Source organism: Streptomyces sp. NPDC004051, from assembly GCF_053604275.1.
The window spans coordinates 354,888-374,014 of the sequence record NZ_JBSGHG010000002.1; the positions used below are offsets into that span (position 1 = coordinate 354,888).

At 75.1% G+C, this 19,127-nt stretch carries 15 protein-coding genes; 14 read left to right on the top strand and 1 reads right to left on the bottom strand.

What is annotated here, in order from left to right; genetic code table 11:
- Nucleotides 1–12: 12 nt before the first annotated feature.
- Nucleotides 13–2,169 carry an AAA family ATPase gene (locus tag ACWEQO_RS05210; RefSeq protein WP_452979113.1) on the top strand — a complete coding sequence of 719 codons (2,157 nt, stop codon included), beginning with the start codon at nucleotides 13–15 and terminating at the stop codon, nucleotides 2,167–2,169.
- A gap of 29 nt (nucleotides 2,170–2,198) precedes the next feature.
- Here ACWEQO_RS05210 and ACWEQO_RS05215 read toward each other — a convergent pair whose 3' ends face one another.
- Nucleotides 2,199–4,157: an actin cross-linking domain-containing toxin gene (locus ACWEQO_RS05215; RefSeq protein ID WP_452979116.1), complete on the bottom strand. Its 1,959-nt coding sequence runs from the start codon at nucleotides 4,155–4,157 to the stop codon at nucleotides 2,199–2,201.
- A gap of 242 nt (nucleotides 4,158–4,399) precedes the next feature.
- On the opposite strand from ACWEQO_RS05215, the gene ACWEQO_RS05220 reads away from it, so the two are divergent.
- The 13 genes from ACWEQO_RS05220 to ACWEQO_RS05280 all read left to right on the top strand — a co-directional run bounded on the left by ACWEQO_RS05220 (nucleotide 4,400) and on the right by ACWEQO_RS05280 (nucleotide 18,325).
- Entirely contained in the window at nucleotides 4,400–5,968 is a 1,569-nt protein-coding gene (locus ACWEQO_RS05220) for a phage tail sheath family protein (RefSeq protein WP_452979118.1), read from the top strand.
- 34 nt (nucleotides 5,969–6,002) lie between these two features.
- Nucleotides 6,003–6,443 (top strand): phage tail protein, encoded by a 441-nt coding sequence (locus ACWEQO_RS05225; RefSeq protein ID WP_361460892.1) that lies wholly within the window; start codon nucleotides 6,003–6,005, stop codon nucleotides 6,441–6,443.
- Complete coding sequence (locus tag ACWEQO_RS05230) at nucleotides 6,440–6,937, top strand: hypothetical protein (protein ID WP_452979121.1); 498 nt, start codon at nucleotides 6,440–6,442, stop codon at nucleotides 6,935–6,937. The genes ACWEQO_RS05225 and ACWEQO_RS05230 overlap by 4 nt, the downstream gene beginning before the upstream one ends.
- Entirely contained in the window at nucleotides 6,934–7,092 is a 159-nt protein-coding gene (locus ACWEQO_RS05235) for a DUF6760 family protein (protein ID WP_361460896.1), read from the top strand. Before ACWEQO_RS05230 ends, ACWEQO_RS05235 begins: the two co-directional genes overlap by 4 nt.
- 4 nt (nucleotides 7,093–7,096) lie before the next feature.
- Nucleotides 7,097–10,438: a hypothetical protein gene (locus ACWEQO_RS05240; protein ID WP_452979125.1), complete on the top strand. Its 3,342-nt coding sequence runs from the start codon at nucleotides 7,097–7,099 to the stop codon at nucleotides 10,436–10,438.
- Between the two features lie 29 nt (nucleotides 10,439–10,467).
- Nucleotides 10,468–10,893 (top strand): phage tail protein, encoded by a 426-nt coding sequence (locus tag ACWEQO_RS05245; protein ID WP_361460900.1) that lies wholly within the window; start codon nucleotides 10,468–10,470, stop codon nucleotides 10,891–10,893.
- A gap of 58 nt (nucleotides 10,894–10,951) precedes the next feature.
- A complete protein-coding gene (locus tag ACWEQO_RS05250) occupies nucleotides 10,952–11,674 on the top strand; it encodes a CIS tube protein (RefSeq protein WP_361460902.1) in 723 nt (240 codons plus the stop codon).
- Nucleotides 11,671–13,494, top strand: coding sequence for a VgrG-related protein (locus ACWEQO_RS05255; protein ID WP_452979129.1), 1,824 nt, complete (start codon nucleotides 11,671–11,673; stop codon nucleotides 13,492–13,494). Before ACWEQO_RS05250 ends, ACWEQO_RS05255 begins: the two co-directional genes overlap by 4 nt.
- Nucleotides 13,495–13,575: 81 nt before the next feature.
- Nucleotides 13,576–13,893 (top strand): PAAR domain-containing protein, encoded by a 318-nt coding sequence (locus tag ACWEQO_RS05260; RefSeq protein WP_452979132.1) that lies wholly within the window; start codon nucleotides 13,576–13,578, stop codon nucleotides 13,891–13,893.
- The gene (locus ACWEQO_RS05265) at nucleotides 13,893–14,315 is read left to right on the top strand and encodes a GPW/gp25 family protein (protein WP_452979135.1); all 423 of its coding nucleotides are present in this window, start codon (nucleotides 13,893–13,895) and stop codon (nucleotides 14,313–14,315) included. Before ACWEQO_RS05260 ends, ACWEQO_RS05265 begins: the two co-directional genes overlap by 1 nt.
- Nucleotides 14,315–16,273: a putative baseplate assembly protein gene (locus ACWEQO_RS05270; RefSeq protein WP_452979138.1), complete on the top strand. Its 1,959-nt coding sequence runs from the start codon at nucleotides 14,315–14,317 to the stop codon at nucleotides 16,271–16,273. Before ACWEQO_RS05265 ends, ACWEQO_RS05270 begins: the two co-directional genes overlap by 1 nt.
- Complete coding sequence (locus ACWEQO_RS05275; RefSeq protein ID WP_361460911.1) at nucleotides 16,270–16,833, top strand: phage tail protein; 564 nt, start codon at nucleotides 16,270–16,272, stop codon at nucleotides 16,831–16,833. Before ACWEQO_RS05270 ends, ACWEQO_RS05275 begins: the two co-directional genes overlap by 4 nt.
- Before the next feature lie 778 nt (nucleotides 16,834–17,611).
- Nucleotides 17,612–18,325, top strand: coding sequence for a zinc ribbon domain-containing protein (locus ACWEQO_RS05280; protein ID WP_452979141.1), 714 nt, complete (start codon nucleotides 17,612–17,614; stop codon nucleotides 18,323–18,325).
- The last annotated feature ends 802 nt before the right edge of the window (nucleotides 18,326–19,127 follow it).

Here is a 19,127-nt window from a genome sequence, read left to right on the forward strand (position 1 = left end):
GGACCACCGGCCGTGACGCACACCGCCGAAACAGCTGGAGCAGCTGAATCCGTCGGGACCGCCGAAGCCGCCGGGACCGCCGTCCCGGCCGCCGCTCGGCCCGACGCCGGCACCGACGCCGGTGACGCGGAGCACCTCTGGGCGCGGCTCCGCGCGGTCGAGGAGCGGGTGCGGCACGCGGTGGCGGTCCGCCGCGCCGCGGACCCCGACCCCGACGACCCGTACAAGGGCCAGTACCTCACCCCCGAGGCGGCGGCCCGCATCCTGGACGAGCCGGGCGGCCTCGGCCTACCCGCCCCCGAACCGCGACGTCCACCGGCGGACTCCGTCCTCGGCGGCCTCGCCGTGCGGTTCGGTCTGTCCCCGCTCGACCTGGATCTGCTCCTGGTCGCGGTGGCGCCCGACCTGGACGCGCGGTTCGAACGGCTCTACGGCTACCTCAACGACGACCTCACCCGCCGTCGGCCCACGGTCGGACTCGCCCTGGAGCTGTGCGGCCTCGCCGGCGCCTCCCCGGCCCGCTTCCGGCTCGCCCCCGGAAGCCCGCTGGTCGCGGGCGGCCTGGTGGAGGTCACCGAGCCGGAACGGCCGCCGCTGTCACGGGTCCTGGTGGTCCCCGACCGGGTCACCGGGCACCTCCTGGGCAGCGCCCGGCCCGACGCCCGGCTCGCCGGGGTGCTCGGTGAGGCCCGGGAGGACCCGACCGCCGAGGCGGGGGAGGTCCGCCGGACGGCGACCGCCGCCGGGACCGGCGTCGGCCTCGTCCACCTGCGCAGCCGGGGCGGCGACGCCGAAGGGCTGGCCACCGCCGCCCTGCACGCGGCCGGGCTGCGTCCGCTCGTCCTGGACGCGGCGGCGCTCGCCCGGCGCCCGGACGACGTACCGGAGTTCGCCCGGGTGGCCGCGCTGGAAGCCCGCCTGACCGGTGCCGGGGTCGTCCTCGGCCCGTTGGAGGCGCTGCCCGCGGAACCCGCCGCGCGGGCCCGTACGCTCGCGGCGCTCTGTGCGGAGCTGCGGGGGGTTCCCCTGCTCACCTACGGCACCGTCGGCTGGGACCCGGCGTGGGCGGCCGACACCCCCGTCGTCCTGACCGTGCCGGCGCCCTCTCCCGAACGGCAGGCCGCGCGCTGGCGGCACGCCCTGGAGCGGGCCGCCGGTGACAGCTCGGTGGCCGGCGACACCGGGGAGCTCGCCCGGGCGGTCGCCGCGCACCGCCTGGACTCCGGGCAGGTGCGCCGCGCCGCCGACGTGGCGGTGCGCACGGCCGCCCTCGCGGGCCGCCCGGTCCGCCCCGACGACCTGCGTACGGCCGTCCGGGCCCAGAACGGCGCGGGGCTCGACCGGCTCGCCCGGCGGGTGGAGCCGGCGGTCGGCTGGGACGACCTGGTGCTCCCGCCGGCCACCCAGCGGCGGCTGAGCGAACTCGCGCTGCGCGCCCGCCACCGCGAACAGGTGCTCGGGCAGTGGGGGATGCGGCCCGGCGGCGGCCGGGGGCGCGGCGTGATCGCGCTGTTCGCCGGCGAGTCGGGCACCGGCAAGACCATGTCCGCCGAGGTCGTCGCGGCGGACCTGGGCATGGACCTGTACGTGGTGGACCTGTCCACGGTCGTCGACAAGTACGTGGGGGAGACGGAGAAGAACCTGGAGCGGATCTTCACCGAGGCGTCGGCGGTCAACGCGGTGCTGCTCTTCGACGAGGCCGACGCGATCTTCGGCAAGCGCTCGGAGGTGAAGGACGCGCACGACCGGCACGCCAACATCGAGTCGGCGTACCTGCTCCAGCGCATGGAGTCGTTCGACGGGATCGCGGTGCTCACCACCAACCTGCGGGCCAACCTGGACGAGGCGTTCACCCGCCGCCTGGACGTGGTCGCGGACTTCCCGGTGCCCGACTCCGGCGGACGCCTCGCCCTGTGGGAGCGGTGCCTGGGCGACCGGCTGCCCCGCTCCGACGACCTGGACCTCGGCTTCTGCGCGGACCGCTTCGAACTGGCCGGCGGCTCGATCCGGGCCTGCGCGGTGACCGCGGCCTACCTCGCGGCGGAGTCCGGCGGCCCGCTCACCATGCGGCAGGTGGTGACGGCGGTCGCCCAGGAGTACCGCAAGCTCGGACGGCTGGTCCTGGAGAGCGAGTTCGGCCCGTACCTGGCGGAGGCCACCGACGTCTGAGGGGCGGGCGTCGCCGCCGGCCACCTGCGTCAGGCCGCGCTGTTCTGCCTGATCCGCTGCCATTCGTCAGGATGCTGCGACATGATCCACAGAGCCTTCTGGTTTGCGGCCGCGAGATGTGCGACCCGCTGCGGCTGCTTGTCGCGGTACTTGTCGAAGGTCTCGCAGTACCACGCCTTGAACTCAACCTGGTTGACCGTTTCCCCAAGGAACGCGTTGATCTCTCGTACGGCGGCTGCACGACCGTTGCCGAATTCCGCCAGCGGATCGCTCATGTCGACCACACGTTCCCGCTCTTTCGGAGCGTACTTCATCAGTTGGCCGGGAATCGTGCGAAATTCGAACAAGGCGGCGCTCTCCCCGCCGACGGTCGCGTCGTTAATTCCGTGACCCGCCACTTCGTTCCCGTAGATGATGTACTTCATGGCGGCACGCCAGGCTGCCGCATCTCCTGCTGCGGCCGTCTCCCGAAGGAGTTTCTGCGTCGCGCTCTTCTCCTCCGGCCGCAAGGTGTTGAGCATGAGACTGGGCTTGGTCCGCGGCAGGATCCCCCACTGGTTCTTGACCTGCGGGTCGGTCAACCCCGTGACCTGCTGAGCGTTCTCGGGCTCGTATCCGTCCATGGGCAGGGAGAACCGGACGATCAACTCTGCCGTGAACCGGATGATGGAGGCGAGGTACGCGTACGCGTTCGCCACGTTGTCGGGGTTCTGCAGGGACGGCTCCCCGTCCTGGAGCCGTTGCAGGGCATACTCCTTGAGCTCCGGCCGGTACCAAGGCGCGCTCTCCAACAGTTTCAGCTCCTCCGTGGCACCCGTGCCGAACTCCTTCGCCTTGACCCCCATCGTGGCCTGCTGCCCGCCGGCCGGCATGGAGACCGAGGGCGGCGCGTCGGCATGCGAGCCGTTCCCAGTCGCGAGGACGTGGTCCCGCACCGTTACCTCCAGCTTGAACCGGTTGTCCGCACTGGTCGCCGACTCCAGCGGCTGATGATTGTGCGTACCGAGACGGGTTCTGAAGTGATCGAGGAGGAACTGCACGGCGAGTTCCCTGTCGGCGGTCTGTGCGTCGTCGCCGATGGCCGAGGGGTAGGTGACCAGCTCGACCGTGTGCACGTTCCAGTTTCCCCGCACGGCCTCTGCATCGGGCAGCGGGTTCCGGTACGAGCCCTGGAGCATGTCCTTGGTGACCATCACCAGGGGATCACCCGTGGCTACCGATTTCACGTAGGCGAAAGTCCGGCTGGCGGACGCGGGAAGAGCACAGACGAATCCACCGAGTTCGCTCTCCACACCGATGGAGGGGCCCGCAAAGCTCTTGCCGAATTCCGGTGCGGCGTCGGCACGCTGAACCGTTCCGTCCGGTGCCGCCGATCCCGGCAGCCCGCGAAGGGCCGCCTCCCTCGGTCCGGTCGGTGCGCGCATCACCCGGACGGCGTTGGCCTCCGCCTCACGCTCGAAGCGGTCGGAGGGATCGGAGATCCGCAGCCCGTCGCCGCGGTCGGTGCCCAGGACCGGGCCCTGGCGCTGCTGGACGACATGGGTGAGTTCGTGGGCGAGGGTGTGTCTGTCGCCGCCGCCGTCGCCGAGGACGACATGGCTGCCGGAGGTGTAGGCCCGCGCTCCGATGGCGCGGGCCGAGCGGGCGGCGGACGCGCCGGTGTGCAGTCGTACGTCGGAGAAGTCCGTGCCGAAGCGGGACTCCATGTCCTGGCGTACCGGTGCCGCAAGGGGTTTGCCCGCCGAGCGGAGGACCTCGTGCACGCCGGGGTCCGGCTGCTCCTGGGCGGGGGCGGGACGGGCGCGACGGGCGATCATGCCGGTCACGGCGGCGTTGCCCGCGCCGCGCTGCACCGCGCGGAGCGCCTCGGCGGTGAGCGGGGGCGGTACGGCGGCGCCGCCCGAGGGCGTCTCCCGGCGGGCGGCGGCCGGGCCGCGTGCCGTCCGCTCGTTCTCGGTCTGCTCGGCGCGCGACCTGGACGTCTGCATCTGCTGCCTCCTCGCCGGCGCACCCTGCTGCGGACCCAGTGGACTGCGCGGGCGAGCGGGGCGTCCAGGTCCGTACGGGCAGAACGAGGGCAGGTCCGGGTGGCGGCCCGACGGTCGGCGCGGGCGTGGAAAGGCAGCGGTCCTGCCCCCGGCCGGGTCCCCGCGTCCCTGTTCGCCCCGGTGGGCCGCCGCGCAGACTCGGCCTGGACACAGGTGACCCGCAAGGACGTGAAGGAGCAGGCATGCCGACGTACCTCACCCCGGGCGTGTACGTGGAGGAGGTGCAGTCCGGTGCCCGACCGATCGAAGGGGTCGGCACCGCCGTCGCCGCGTTCGTGGGGTTCGCCCAGCGCGGCCCGTTCCACGCGCCGACGCTGGTGACCAACTGGGAGCAGTACACCCAGCAGTTCGGCGGCTTCACCGAGGGCACCTACCTGGCCCACGCGGTCTACGGGTACTTCGCCAACGGCGGCGGCGCCGCGTACGTGGTGCGGATCGGCGGCTCCGCCGAGGACGCCTCCGCCCCGGCGGCCGACGGCGCCCGGCGGCCGGAGACCCGGGCCGCGGAGCCGGTCGAACTCGGCGGCTTCCTGGTCGCGGCCAGGCCGGGTGCGACCGGGGTGTCGGTGGAGGTCGCCGACGCGGACGGCGAGAACCCGCCGGAGGACCGCTTCAAGGTCCTGGTCCACCAGGGCGGCCAGGTGGTGGAGACGTACGAGGCCTCCACCCGCAAGAACGTCAAGGGGTACCTGGTCAACCAGGCCCGCACCTCCCGGCTGATCGAGGTCACCGAACTGCGGGGCGCCAGCCAGAGCAGGCCCGCCGGCCAGACGGTGGCGCTGCCCGACGCCCCGGCCGCACCCACCGCGCCGGCCGCGACCGGTTCCGGGGAGGTGGCCCGGCTCGACCCGGCCGAGTACGTCGGCGACGCCGCGGCCCGCACCGGGTTCGGCGGACTGGAGAGCATCGACGAGATCACCATGGTCGCGGTGCCGGACCTGATGAGCGCCCACCGGCGCGGCGACATCGACGCCGAGGGCGTCCGCACCGTCCAGCTCGCCGTCATCTCGCACTGCGAGCAGATGGGCGACCGGGTGGCCGTCCTGGACACCCCGCCCGGGTTCTCCGCCCAGCAGGTGCGGACCTGGCGCAACGACGAGGCGGGCTACGACTCCCGGTACGCCACCCTCTACTACCCGTGGGTGCGGGTCTTCGACCCGGCCACCGGACGCAACACCACCGTCCCGCCGAGCGGGCACGTCGCCGGTGTGTGGGCGCGCAGCGACGCCGAGCGCGGTGTGCACAAGGCACCCGCCAACGAAGTGATCCGCGGCGCGGTGGACCTGGAACTCCGGCTCAGCAAGGGCGAACAGGACCTGCTGAACCCGATCGGCGTGAACTGCGTCCGGGCCTTCCCCGGCCGGGGCATCCGGGTGTGGGGCGCCCGTACCCTCTCCTCCGACCCGGCCTGGCGCTACCTGAACGTGCGCCGCTTGTTCAACTACCTGGAGGAGTCGATCCTCCTGGGCACGCAGTGGGTGGTCTTCGAGCCGAACGACGACCGGCTCTGGTCGAGCATCCGGCGCAACGTCACGGCGTTCCTCACCGAGGAGTGGCGCCGGGGCGCGCTGTTCGGCCGTACCGCCGAGGAGGCGTTCTACGTGAAGTGCGACCGGGACAACAACCCGCAGGAGTCCATCGACCAGGGCCGGGTCGTCTGCGAGATCGGTGTCTCGCCGGTCAAGCCCGCGGAGTTCGTGGTGTTCCGGCTGGCCCAGTTCTCCGACAGCACCAGCCTCATCGACGAATGACCCGCGGGTCCACAAGGAAAGGTGACGGACAGTCATGGCAGAGGGCGATGCTCTTTCCACCCACGTCTTCGGCGTGCAGCTCGGCGGCTACCTGGTCGAATCGATCCAGGAGATCAGCGGCCTGACCGTCGAGGAGGAGGTCGTCGAGGTCCGCCAGGTCAGCGCGGAGGGCAAGCAGATCATCCGCAAGCAGCCCGGCGCCCGGCAGGCCGGCGAGGTCACGATCACCCGGGGACTCGACAAGAGCAGCGAGTTCACCAAGTGGATCAAGGAGACCCTGAACAAGGGCGCCGTGGAGGCCGCACGGCAGAACCTCACCATCGAGATCAAGGACTCCGAGGGCACCACGGTCCGCCGCATCCAGCTGATGCAGGGCTGGGCCTCCAAGTGGGAGGGGCCGTCCCTCAAGGCGGGCGAGTCCTCCGCGGCCACGGAGACCGTCACCATCGTGTTCGAGGAGATCGTCGTCGAATGAGACGTCGTACGGTCACGGCGGGCAACCTGGAGGAGATCCTCCAGGTGACGGCACCCGCCCCGGCGCCGGAGCAGGCGGCGGCACCCCCTGCCGCCCCGGCGCCCGCGCCCCGGGAGCACCACGGGCTGCGCACGGAGTTCGAGTTCGAGCTGCCGCGCGGGTACGTGGACGAGGCGGGCTCCGTGCACCGGCACGGCGCGATGCGCCTGGCCACCGCCCGGGACGAGCTGCGGCCCCAGATCGACCTGCGGGTCAAGGAGAACCCGGCGTACCTGAGCGTGGTGCTGCTGAGCCAGGTGATCACCCGGATCGGCACGATCACCGATGTGCACGCCGGGATCGTGGAGCGGATGTACGCCACCGACGTCGCCTTCCTCCAGGACTTCTACCGCCGCGTCAACAGCGAGGGCCACACCCGCGCGGCGGTGACGTGCCCGCACTGCGAGGGCGGCTTCGAGGTCGACCTCTCGGGTGGGCGCCTGGGGGAATCGTGACGTACGCCCTTCCCCGGCTCCGGGAGGAGATCGCGTACGTCGCCTACCACTTCCACTGGCCGCGCGAGGAGATCCTCGACCTGACCCACGGCGAACGCGGGCAGTGGGTGGCCGAGATCGCCCGTATCAACACCCGTATGAACGAAGGCGGTTGAGGGAATGGCATGGCGGGACAGGCTGCGCCGCCGGGCCGCCGGGCCGGACACCGCGGACCGTCCGGGGCGTTCCGGGCGCACGGAGCGCTCCGGCGCCGGAGCGGACGGTCCGTCCGGCGACGGCCCGGACCGGAGCGCGCCCGGCGACGGCCCGGACCGGAGCGCGCCCGGCGACCGGGGGCCGTCCGTGTCCGGCGGCGCGGGTCCCTCCGTGCCCGGCGACTGGGACGGCGGCTGGCGCCGGACCGCGCCGCTGGAACTCACCGTGGCCCGCGCCCCGATCGGCGTCAGCGACGGCCTCGCCTTCCGCGACGGCCTCGCCGCCTGGCAGAACCCGGCGTTCGACGCCGGCCTGGGCCACAGCCTGCTGCCCACCGCCCCGGCCGGGCTGATGCGGGGCGTCACCGGCCCGGCCGTCCCGCGGACCGACCGGGCCGGCGGGGGGCCGCTGCTGCTCCGGGCGGTCCGGCCGGAGGGGGCGGACGGGGCGGACGGGGCGCAGGGCGATGCGTCGGACACCGGGAACCCGGAGGGCGCGGGCCGGCCACCGACCGCCCGGACGGCGCCGGTTGCGCGTCGGGCGGGTCCGGGGAAGCGGTCCGGTGCGTCGGGCTCCGGTTCGGGCCCGTCCGGTACGACGCCGGTCGGCACGATGTCCTCCGGTACGAGGCCGGACGGCACGACGTCCCCCGGCACGACGTCCTCCGGCACGACGTCCTCCGGTACGACGTCCTCCGGTACGACGCCGGCCGGCACGGGCACGTCCGGGTCGGCTTCGTCCGGCTCGGCGCCGTACGCCGTGCGGCCTTCCCGGAGCGGCCCACGTGGCACGGGAGCGGTCGGCGCGGGCTCCGGGGCCGGGCCTGTGGTCGCGCGTTCCGGTGACGACGGCGCTGCGGGGGCGGGGCGTTCGGGCGAGGCCCCGCCGACCCGTGGCATCACGTCCGCGGATTCCCCCGCCGCGCTCTCCTCGAAGCCTTCCTCCGTTTCCTCCGTTTCCTCCGTCCAACGGGCCGCACAGCCGGAGGCCGGCCCGGTGGTCACCCCCGCCGACACCGGCCGACAGTCGGCGGCTGCGGAGATTCCGCTGGTACGGCGTGTGTCGGTGGTCCCGGGTGCGGACGCCGGCGGTGGCGTGGCCCGGCCCGCTTCCGGCGGGCCCGCTGTGAAGGCGCGGTCCGGCGCGCCTGGGCCCGCTTCCGGGCCCGCCTCCGGGCGTGCGTCCCGGTCGCAGGCCGGTTCCGGGAGCCGGACGCCGGCCGACCCGGCCGTGCAGCGTGCCGCAACGGGGACGACAGGGACACCGGCCGCCCGGGGAGGCCGGCCGACGGAGGAGCCACGTGCGGCCCGTGCCCCTGGTGCAGAGGCGTCCCGTCCGGCCGTCCCGCTCCGCCCGGTGGGGCCTCGCCTGACCGTCGCGCGGCGCCAGGCCGGACCCGTGCGCCGGGTTCCCGCCGTGCGGCCCGCCGCCGCCCCGCCGCCCGGCAAGGACGCAGCCCCTGAGGCACGCGGCCCCGCCTCCTCCACGAGCGCACCGGCGGTGCCGGAGGAGCGCTCCACCGCGCCCGCACAGCGCTCCGTCACGCGCGCGGGAAGCCGCACGACGCTCGGTGCCCCGCTGAGCGGACTGCCTTCCACGGCCGCCCCGTCGGCGGGGAGCGCTCCCGCCCCGTCCTCCGGTCCCGGCGCCGGCCCCGTGCTGCCCGTCGTCCAGCGCCAGGCGGAGGGCGCGGCCGACGGCACCCCGGGCCCGTACGCCGCCGGCGCGAAGGGAACGGCCGGCGGCGCCCCGGAAGACTCCGCCGCACCGGCCGACGCCCCGCGCCGCACCTCCGGCCGCCCCGGGGCACGCGCGCGCGGCGGTCTGGGTGCGCCGCTGTCCGCCCTGCCGCCGAGCGCCGACCTGCCGGGCTCCGCCGCGTCCGGCGCCCGCGCCTCCCGTCCGGCGCCCGGCCAGGACATCCAGCGCGCTCCGGTACGCCAGGACCGGAGGTCCGGAGCCGCGCCGGTACCGCCCACCGCGGAGCGCACCCCGGCACCCACCGGAACCGCATCGCGTACCGCGTCCCTCGCGCCGGGAGGGGCCGGAGCGGACGCGCCCCTGCTGGGGGCGGGCGACGGCCGGCGCCGCCCCGTGGACCACTCCGCCACCGGGGGCACCACTTCGCCCGGCCCCACGGACCACGCGAACAGGTCCGCCACGCCGCTGGTGGTGCCGTCCCCGGCCGCCGCACCCCACCGAACGGCACCGGAGGGCACCGCGGACACGGACGCTCCGGCCGGGGAAGCGCGACGACCCGGCACGACGTCCGGCCCGCCGGGCCCCGGCGGGCAACGGCCCCAAGCTCCCGCAGCTCCCGATGCTCCGGGCCCGGTCGTCGTCGCCCGGGCCGTGGCCGCGGACGCCGGAGGCGTCCCGACCCCCGGCACAGCAGGCCGGCACCCGCTGCCGGCGACCCGCTCCGCGACGCCCTACGCTCCGACGGCAACCCGTACCCTCTCGCTGCTCGCCCTGCGCCCGCTCAGCCTCAACACCCGGACGGGGGAAGGAATGGCACCGCCTGCCGGCTCCGGCCCGGCCGACCGCCCCGTCGTGGCGGCACGCTGGCCCGGGGCCGCTCCGGCCGCCGTCCGGAGCGACCCCAGGCCACCCACCGGGGCCCCCGCGCGGTCGGCACCGGGCCCGTCCGCGCTCCCCCCGGCGGCGCCGCAGGTCCAGCGGGCCACGACCGCGCCCCGGGGACCGCGGGGCCCGGACGGACGGGGGGCCGGCTCCCCGGGCTCCGTCCGGCGCGTACCGGTCGTCCGCCCTGCGCCGCCCCACCGGGGGACGTTCGACGCGGCCGCCCGGACCCCCGCCCCACCGGCGCGGCCTCTGCCGGTCACCTCCGCCCGGACGCCACCGCTCACGGACCGTCCGCCGGCCGCCCCGGCCCCGGCCCCGGCGAGAACCATCCCCGTGGTCCGGCCGGCGACCGGCACCCCGGGACCCGGCCCGGCAGCGGACAGCGGGATCGGCCGGGCGACGAGCGGCCGGACCGGCCCGGCGGCACTCCGGGTCCAGCGCGACGCCACCGGCACCGCCACCGCCACCGGCACCGGCGTCGCGGCTGTGCCCGGGGAGGTGCCGGTCCAGCCGGAGCCCGCGCGCGGCCGGCCGCGGTCGGCCTCCGCGCCGGCCTCCCCCGGCAGGGGCGCGGACCGGCACGCCGGGACACCGCAGGACCCCGGCGTCGACCTGGACGACCTGGCGCGCCGCCTGCTCGACCCGATGGCCCGGCTCCTGCGCACCGAGCTGCGGCGCGGCCGGGAACGGACCGGCCGCCCCTACGACGGACGCCGCTGAGGGCGCGGCACGGAACGGATGACGGACGCATGACCGACAGCATCTTCGCGACGAGCGTGTTCTTCCGGCTCGCGATCGGCGGCAACGACCTGGGTGCCTTCCACACCTGTTCCGGCATGGGCGCCGAGGTCGAGATGGAGAGCTACCAGGAGGGCGGCAACAACGGTTTCACCTGGCACCTGCCCGGGCGCGTGACCTGGTCGAACATCACGCTCACCCGGCCCGTCACCGCTGACACGGCGAAGATCGCCCGCTGGCTCGACGAGACGCTGCGGCGGGTGGAGCCCAAGGAGGGCGAGATCGTGGCGCTGAAACCGGACCTGACCCCGATCATCAGCTGGCAGGTGTTCGGGATCGTCCCGGTGCGCTGGCAGGGGCCGTCCTTCGACCCCGCCGAATCGGCGGCCGCGGTGGAGAGCCTGGAGATCGCCCATGAGGGACTGCGTCCCTTCTGAATCACCCTCGTGAACCCCTCTTCACAAGGCCGTTCCCCCTCGGAAAGGAAGTCCCGGCATGTCCCCAGCGGTCCGCTCCAGCCGTGCCCGGGCCCAGCTGACCCTGAAGGAGCCCCCCGCTTCGGTCGGTGCGAAGCCCGGCGGGACGGTCGCGCGGCTGGACCTCCAGTTCAACCCCTCCACCCTGGAGCTGCGCAAGACCACCGAGTGGCGGCGCTCCCCGTCCCGGATGGCGGGACAGTCGGCGCTGCCCGAGTTCGTCGGCAGCGGCCCGCGCACCCTGAGCCTCGACGTGTTCCTGGACGCCACCGCCACCCATGACGACTCCGTGGAGCAGGCGGTGGAGAAGCTGATGAAGGCGTGTGTGCCGACCCCGGCCAGCCTGGGCCGCAAGAAGCCGGCCAGCCCGTGGGTGCGGTTCGAGTGGGGCACCGCGCGGACCACCTCGTTCGACGGGGTGCTCTCCAGCCTGTCGGTGACGTACACGCTGTTCGACGTGGACGGCACGCCGCTGCGGGCCACCTGCGCGCTGTCGATCGAAGAAGCGAGCGTCGACCCGCCGGGCCAGAACCCGACGTCCGGCGCGCGCACCGCCCGCCGTACGCACACCGTGGTGGCGGGCGACAGCCTGCCCCTGCTGGCCTGGCGGGAGTACGGCGACCCGACGGCCTGGCGGGTCGTCGCGGAGGCGAACGACATCGACGACCCGATGGCGCTCGTACCCGGCACCGAACTGGTGGTGCCCGGGCTGCGCGACGCCGGCGCAGAGGAGGAGCGGTGAGCACGACCGAGGCACAGGGGGGCCGGTCGTTCGCGGCGGACCCCGTCGTGGAGACGCCCGAGGAACTCCCGCAGGTCTGGGCCGCCCAGCTGGTGAGCTGCGTGGTGGACGAGAACGTGGGCCTGCCGGACGCGGCGGTGCTCACCTTCCGCGACCCCGACCACGAGTTCCTCCAGGCGGCCGGCATCACCCTCGGCACCCCGCTCAAGGTGTCGGTGGTGACCGTGTCCGGGCAGGCGCGGGAGCGGCTGTTCACCGGCGAGGTGACGGCCCTGGAAGTGGACCGGGACCGCACCGGCTCGTTCACGGTGGTGCGTGCCTACTCCAAGGCGCACCGCCTCCAGCGCGGCCGGAAGGTGGTGGCGTACCGGAACATGACGGCGGCGGCCATCGTCCGCAAGGTGGCCGCCGGGGCCGGGCTGGCCTGCGGCACCGTGCAGGCCGCGCCGGTCACCTATGGGCAGCTGTCCCAGGCGAACGTGTCCGACTGGGACTTCCTGCAGTTCCTGGCGGCCGAGAGCGGCGCGCAGGTGCGCGTCGACGACCAGGGGCTGCTCCAGTTCACCAGGCCGCGGAAGGCGTCCGGCGCACCCGCACCGTCGACCCCGGCCACCCGGAACCCGATGGTGCTGGAGTACGGGCGGAACCTGCTGGCACTGCGGGCCTCGCTGTCGACCGCGGACGGCGCGTCGTCGGTGGAGGTGCGCGGCTGGGACGTCACCACGAAGCGGCCGCTGGTGGCCCGGCAGCCCTCGGTGGAGAGTGAGACGGTGGTGCCGGGTCTGAGCCCGGCGTTCGCCGCCCGGTTCGGCACGTCCTCGAAGCTGACCGTCACCGACACCCCGTACCGCACCCAGGCCGAGACGACGGCGGTCGCGGACGCGACGGCCGCCCAGGTCAGCGCGGGCTTCGGGGAGCTGGAGGCGGTGGCCGAGGGCAACCCCCGGCTGCGGGCGGGCAAGCCCGTGGCGCTCGGCAACGTCGGGCAGGCGTTCTCCGGCAAGTACACGGCCACGGCGGTGCAGCACGTCCTCGAGCCGCAGGGCGGGTACCGGACGACGGTGTGGGTGAGCGCCAGCCCGGACCGTTCCCTGACCGGTCTGGTGACCGGCGCCAACGCGCCGTCCCGGGGCCCGCGCATGCCGGGTCTGGCGATCGGCGTCGTCACGGACGTGCGCGAGCCGGGCGGCGCCCAGCGCGGTGCGGTGCGGCTGAAGTTCCCCTGGCTGGACGACACGTACGTCACCGACTGGGTGCGCACCGTCCAGTGGGGCGGCAAGGGCGGCGGGGGCGTGGTGAGCCCGGAGGTCAACGACGAGGTCCTGGTCGGGTTCGAACAGGGCCTGCTGGACAGCCCGTACGTCATCGGAGGGCTCTACAACGGCGTGGACGAGCCGTCGCCCCACGACGTGCCGCTGGTCGACGGCACCAGCGGGAAGGTCAACCGCCGCTCGGTGGTGTCGCGTTCGGGGCACCGGGTGGAACTCCTGGACGCGCGGGCGCCGGGCCCGTCCGGGGTACGGCTCATGACCGGTGACGAACGCCTCGAAGTACGCCTCGACGACCGGCGGGACCGGATCGAGCTGACGGTGTACGCCGGGCGGGGCCGCCCCCTCACCTCCGTCCTGCTCGACCAGGACGGCATCACGCTGGACGCGGGGAGCGGCGACGTGCGGGTGAAGGGCCGGCAGGTGGACATCGACGGCACGGCCGGGGTGAACATCGGCGGCCGTTCGGTGAACGTCACCGGCCGGTCGGACGTCACCGTCGACGGCGGCCTGCTGGGCGTCCTCAAGGCCCGGCTCGTCCGGATCAACTGACGCCCGGCCCGTGCCCACCCCGCCCCCGTGCCCGTCCCCGCCGTCCCGCCCCTGTCCGACGACCTTCCGCAAGGAGCCCGCATGCCGGCCGCAGCCCGTACCGGTGACCCCACCCAGCACGGCGGTGTGATCGCCACCCCGCCCCCCGGCGCCGCCGCGGCGGTGGCGCGCGTGCTGATCGGCGGTCGCCCCGCCGCCGTCGTGGGGAGCCTGCACACCTGCCCGATGCCCCCGCACGCGGTCCTGGGACCGGCCAACGTGATCATGCCCGATCCGGCCGCGCTCGCCGCGGGCGCCGTCCTCATCGGCGGGTTGCCGGCCGCGCGGGCGCGCGACCGGACCACGTGCGGCGCGACGGTCCTGACCGGCGCCCCCGACGTCCTGATCGGCGGTGTGTGATGAGCGAGCGCTTCATCGGGCGGGGCTGGGCGTTCCCGCTGCGGGTCGGGCCGACCGGGGGGATCGCCATGGTCGAGCGGGAGCGGGAGATCGAGGAGGCGATCCGCCTGGTGCTGGGCACCGCGCCCGGCGAACGCCCCATGCGCCCCGAGTTCGGCTGCGGCATCCACGACTACGTCTTCGCCCCCGGCGACGGCGCCACCGCCGGGCGCGTCGCGCAGCAGGTGCGCGAGGCCCTCGAACGGTGGGAGCCGCGCATCGCGGTGGACGACGTGCTGGTCGCCTTCGACGCCGTCGAGGCGGGCACCCTCTACCTCGACGTGCACTACACCGTGCGTTCCACCAACGACCGGCGCAACCTGGTCTTTCCCTTCTACACGATCCCCTCCGAGGAGGGGCTCGAGGAACGGGGCACCGACTGATGTCCCTGCCTTCCCCCAACCTGGACGACCGGCGGTTCCAGCAGCTCGTCGACGAGGCGAAGCGGTACGTGCAGCAGCGCGCCCCGGAGTGGACCGACCACAACGTCTCCGACCCGGGGGTCACCCTGATCGAGACGTTCGCCTACCTCGTGGACCAGTTGCTGTACCGGCTGAACCGGGTCCCGGACAAGAACTACACCGCGTTCCTCGGCCTGCTCGGCATCCGCCTGTTCCCGCCGGGCGCGGCCGTGGCCGAGGTCGACTTCTGGCTGTCGGCGCCGCAGCCCGACACGGTGGCCCTGCCCGCGGGCACCGAGGTGACCACCGCGCGCGGTGAGACCGAGGAGGCCGTGGTGTTCACGACCACGGACGAACTGCGCATCGTGCCGAGCGAGTTGACGCGTCTGGTGACCGCTCCCCGGACCGGTGAGCAGACCGACCGGACCGGGACGCTTGCCGAGGGCCACGACGTACGGTGCTTCCAGGCGGTGCCGGAGCCGGGCGACGCCCTGCTGTTCGGCCTGCCGACGGCGGTGCCGCGCTGCGTGGTGGCCGTGCGCCTGGACAGCCGGGTGGAGGGCGTCGGTGTGGACCCGCGCCAGCCCCCGCTGGTGTGGGAGGCGTGGGACGGCGGCGGCTGGCAGGTGTGCGAGACCGGCCCGGACACCACCGGCGGGCTGAACCGGCCCGGTGAGGTCGTCGTGTACGTACCGGCCGGGCACACCGCTTCGGTGATCGGGGGGACCCGGGCGGGCTGGCTGCGCTGCCGCGTCACCGAGGCGGAGCCGGGCCAGCCGTTCTACTCGGAGTCCCCGACGGTGCGCGAGGCGGCGGTGTTCACCGTGGGCGGCACCATGTCCGTCGAGCACGCCGAGACCGTGACCGACGTGCCGCTCGGCACCTCGGAGGGGGTCGCCGGGCAGACGTTCCGGTTCGACCGCCCACCGGTCCTGCTCGACGGTGAGCCTCCCGTGGTGGAGGTGTCCTCGGCCGAGGGATGGCACCGCTGGGAGGTGGTGGAGCACTTCGGCCGCTCCGGGCCCGCCGACCGGCACGTCCGGGTGGACGCCACCACCGGCGAGTTCGCCTTCCCCCCGGTGCTGCGCGAGGCGGACGGCACGCTGCGGCAGTGCGGCGCCGTGCCGCCCAAGGGCGCCCAGGTGCGGGTGGCCCGCTGCCGCACCGGCGGCGGCCCCGCGGGCAACGTCGCCCGCGGCGCGATCTCCGTGCTGCGCAGCTCCGTTCCGTACGTGGCGCGCGTCACCAACCGGGAGGCGGCGCGCGGCGGCGTCGCCGGGGAGACCGTCGCCAACGCCAAGCTCCGGGCGCCGGAAGCGCTGCGGATGCAGGAGCGCGCGGTGACGGCCGAGGACTACGAGACCATCAGCCGGCAGGCGGCGCCCTCGGTGCGCCGCGTCCGCTGCCTGCCCGCCGCGGACGACGCGGGCGCGGTGCGGGTCCTGGTGGTGCCGGACGCGGTGGCCGACGAGGGCGACCGGCTCCGCTTCGAGCAGCTGATCCCCTCGGACCAGGTGCTCGCGGCGATCACCGCGAGCCTCGACGAGCGACGCCTGATCGGCACCCGCCTCGTGGTGGAACCGCCGGTCTACCAGGGCGTCACCGTGGTGGCCCGGCTCGCCGCGGCACCGGGCGACACCGACCGGGTGCGGGACGCGGCGCTCGCCGCGCTGTTCCGGCACCTCGACCCGCTGCACGGCGGCCCGGACGGCACCGGGTGGCCGTTCGGGCGGCCGGTGCAGTACGGCGAGGTGTTCGGCGTCCTGCAACGCGCCACCGGCAACGCGCTGGTGGAGGACATCCGGTTGTTCCCCGCCGACCCCATCACCGGGCGGCGGGGTGCGCCCACCGACCGCATCGACGTGGCCGCGGGCGCCCTGGTCTTCTCCCACCAGCACCAGGTGGTCGTCACGGCCGTCGCGCCGGAGGCACGGGGATGAGCCGCGCCGCCGTACCCGGACTGCCGAGCCGGTACCCGATCGGCGGGCAACTGCCCGCCCTGTACGCCGACGACGACTTCGCCCAGCGGTTCACCGCCGGCCTCGACACCGTCCTCGCACCGGTGTTCGCGACCCTCGACAACCTGCCCGCCTACCTCGACCCCCGGGTGGCGCCGGCCGACTTCCTGACCTGGCTGGCGTCCTGGGTGGGCGCCGCCGACGACCCGCGGTGGCCCGTGGAGCTGCGCCGCGAGGCGGTCGCCCGCGCGGTGGAGCTGCACCGGTGGCGCGGCACCAGGCGCGGTCTGGTCGAGGCCCTGGGGCTCACCCTCGGCCTGCACGCCGAGGTGACCGGGGACGGCGGCGCGACGTGGTCGAACACCCCCGGTGCCGACCTCCCGCCGAAGCCCCCCGCCGAGACCCTGGTCCGGGTGTGGCCGGCCGGCGGGACGCGGGTGGAGCCGGACAGGGTCCACGAGATCGTCCGGGCCATGTGCCCGGTGCACACCGTCTGCCGGGTGGAGGTCCTGCCCGGCCCGCCCGCCGACGAAGGGAGGTGACGTCATGCGCGCGTGTCCCGCGTGCGGGGCGTCCAACGGCCCGGGGGACGACTTCTGCGCCAACTGCGGCGCGTACCTGGCTTGGTCGGACACCCCGCCGACCCCGGGCACGGGACCGGAGCCGGGCACGGGACCGGGGCCGGGCACGGGACCGGGGCCGGACGCGGGGCCGGGGCCGGAGCCCACGACCCCACCGGGCCCCGCCCCGGCACCCGCCCCTCCGTCGACACCCGCCCCCGCCCCGACGCCCGCACCGCGCCCGGCATCCGCACCGCACCCGGCGGACGAGCCCGCACCCGCCGAGGGTCCCCACCCCGGCGACACCGCGGACCCCGAGACCGACCCCGGCCGGGAGGGGACCACGGCCCCTCCACCCCGGACCGGACCCGCCGGCACCCGCACCGAGCCCCCCGCCCCCGCACACCGCCCGACCACCGACACCGGGGAACCCACCGGCACCGGAGGCTCCACCGGTACCGGAGAACCTTCCCGCACCGAGACGGCTCCCCCCACCGCCGCGGCTCCCCCCACCACGACACCAGGACCTCCCCCGTCCCGGCCCGCCGCACCCGGTACGGACGCACGGGCCCCGCGCACCCCGGCCGCACCGCCGCCCCCCACCACCCCGCGTGCCCCGGCCTCCCGTCCGGCCCTCCGGGGCATCGCGGGCCCCCGGTCCCCGGCCGCCCCCGCCCCCGGAACACCGGCGCCGGACCCCGTCCTGCCCGTACGCCCCGCGAAGCCGGTGGCCCCGCGTCCCGTCGTACGCCCCGCGGCGGTGCCGGACGAGAGGGCGGGGACGCCCTGCCCCGCCTGCGGCACGCCCAACCCGCCGGACCGCCGCTTCTGCCGACGCTGCGCGACCTCGCTGAAGCCCGCCGCGAAGCCCGCCCCGCTGCCGTGGTGGCGGACCGTGTGGCCGTTGCGCCGCCGGGTGCGGGCGAGCTCCGGCCGGGCGGTGCGGTTCCTGGTGGTCCTGGCCGTGGCAGTGGCCCTGTGCGCGGCGGGTCTCCTGCTGCTGCCGGCCGGACGCGCCCTGTTCGAGGACACCCGGGACAAACTGGGCACGCCCAAGCCCGTGACCCCGGTGGACATCGAGGCGAGCGCAGAGGTGCCCCGGCACCCGGCGACGAACACGACGGACGGGCTGAGCAACCGCTACTGGGGCGCGCCCGCGCCGGGCGCCCGGGTGACCTACACCTTCCGCGAGCCCTTCCGGCTGGTCGACCTGACCCTCACCAACGGCGCGTCCGCGTCACCGGAGGACTACGCCCGCCAGGCACGGGCGCTGCAACTGGACCTGGAGGTGACGACACAGGACGGCGCGAAGCACCACGAGGAACTCACCCTCAGCGACAAGCCGGGCCCCCAGACGATCCCCATGGGAATCAGCGACGTGACGACGGTACGCCTGGTCCTGCGCTCGGCCGCCGGCCTCACCGCGGGCCGTCACCTGGCCCTGGCGGAGGTGGAGTTCTTCCAGCGAGGCTGACCCCGAGCCCTGATCCCCGAGCCCTGATCCCTGAGCCCCGGCACCTTCGGAAGCCGGTCACTCGACGACTCCCCTGACGGTCCCCTGCCGGGCGGCCTTCGAAGAACGCACGCGGCACGCGCCGACCGACCACCGCACAGCGGAAAGGCCCGGGTCTTCGACCTGGGCGAGGAACGCGTCCAGATCCATCGCCGGGTCCCGTACGGGTGAACCGCTCAGAGGAACGATGACCCTGGTGCCGTTCGGGGCGTCGTACCGGTGACAGCGGCCCCAGCCGGCCCGGGGGCCCTTCTTCAGGTCGGCGTCCCCAGCCCGACCGTACTTCGTGTGCCGTGTCCGGGGGAGCTCTTCCAAGGGGGCTGCGGTGTCAGGTCCGGTGGCGGAAGGGCCCTGCGCAGGCGCACGCGGAGAAGGTTCAGCGGCGGTCACAGAACTCAGGACGGAGATCGGCAGCTCGGCATCGCCGTGCAGCGGACGGGCGAGTGCGCTTGCTGCTTTCGGGGAGGCAGCGGCGGGAGAGGCGATCCATTCGTCGTGCATCTCGATGAGGACGGCGGTGGTGAGGTGTTCGAGAGCGTCAGGGCTGGGGAAGATCCGGACGAGGCCGACCACGAACGGGTGGCGCTTTGTGGGTCGGTCTCGTGGGCCGGCCGCGTCGGTGGCCGCTCGGCCGGCGGGCCGGTCGCGTGGTGCCGGTGAGCGGGCGCCCTGGCCGGGCGGAGGGGGAAAGGCCGTCTGCGCGGCGGAGCTTCGTGGGCTACGGCCGGGTGTCCGTTTGGCCTCGTCCCGCCGTCGTGACCTG

Bases quoted from the DNA above. Each gene is read 5' to 3' on its own strand.
- ACWEQO_RS05215 (WP_452979116.1), bottom strand. From the start codon at position 4,157: ATGCAGACGTCCAGGTCGCGCGCCGAGCAGACCGAGAACGAGCGGACG.
- ACWEQO_RS05220 (WP_452979118.1), top strand. From the start codon at position 4,400: ATGCCGACGTACCTCACCCCGGGCGTGTACGTGGAGGAGGTGCAGTCC.
- ACWEQO_RS05225 (WP_361460892.1), top strand. From the start codon at position 6,003: ATGGCAGAGGGCGATGCTCTTTCCACCCACGTCTTCGGCGTGCAGCTC.
- ACWEQO_RS05230 (WP_452979121.1), top strand. From the start codon at position 6,440: ATGAGACGTCGTACGGTCACGGCGGGCAACCTGGAGGAGATCCTCCAG.
- ACWEQO_RS05240 (WP_452979125.1), top strand. From the start codon at position 7,097: ATGGCATGGCGGGACAGGCTGCGCCGCCGGGCCGCCGGGCCGGACACC.
- ACWEQO_RS05245 (WP_361460900.1), top strand. From the start codon at position 10,468: ATGACCGACAGCATCTTCGCGACGAGCGTGTTCTTCCGGCTCGCGATC.
- ACWEQO_RS05250 (WP_361460902.1), top strand. From the start codon at position 10,952: ATGTCCCCAGCGGTCCGCTCCAGCCGTGCCCGGGCCCAGCTGACCCTG.
- ACWEQO_RS05260 (WP_452979132.1), top strand. From the start codon at position 13,576: ATGCCGGCCGCAGCCCGTACCGGTGACCCCACCCAGCACGGCGGTGTG.
- ACWEQO_RS05265 (WP_452979135.1), top strand. From the start codon at position 13,893: ATGAGCGAGCGCTTCATCGGGCGGGGCTGGGCGTTCCCGCTGCGGGTC.
- ACWEQO_RS05270 (WP_452979138.1), top strand. From the start codon at position 14,315: ATGTCCCTGCCTTCCCCCAACCTGGACGACCGGCGGTTCCAGCAGCTC.
- ACWEQO_RS05275 (WP_361460911.1), top strand. From the start codon at position 16,270: ATGAGCCGCGCCGCCGTACCCGGACTGCCGAGCCGGTACCCGATCGGC.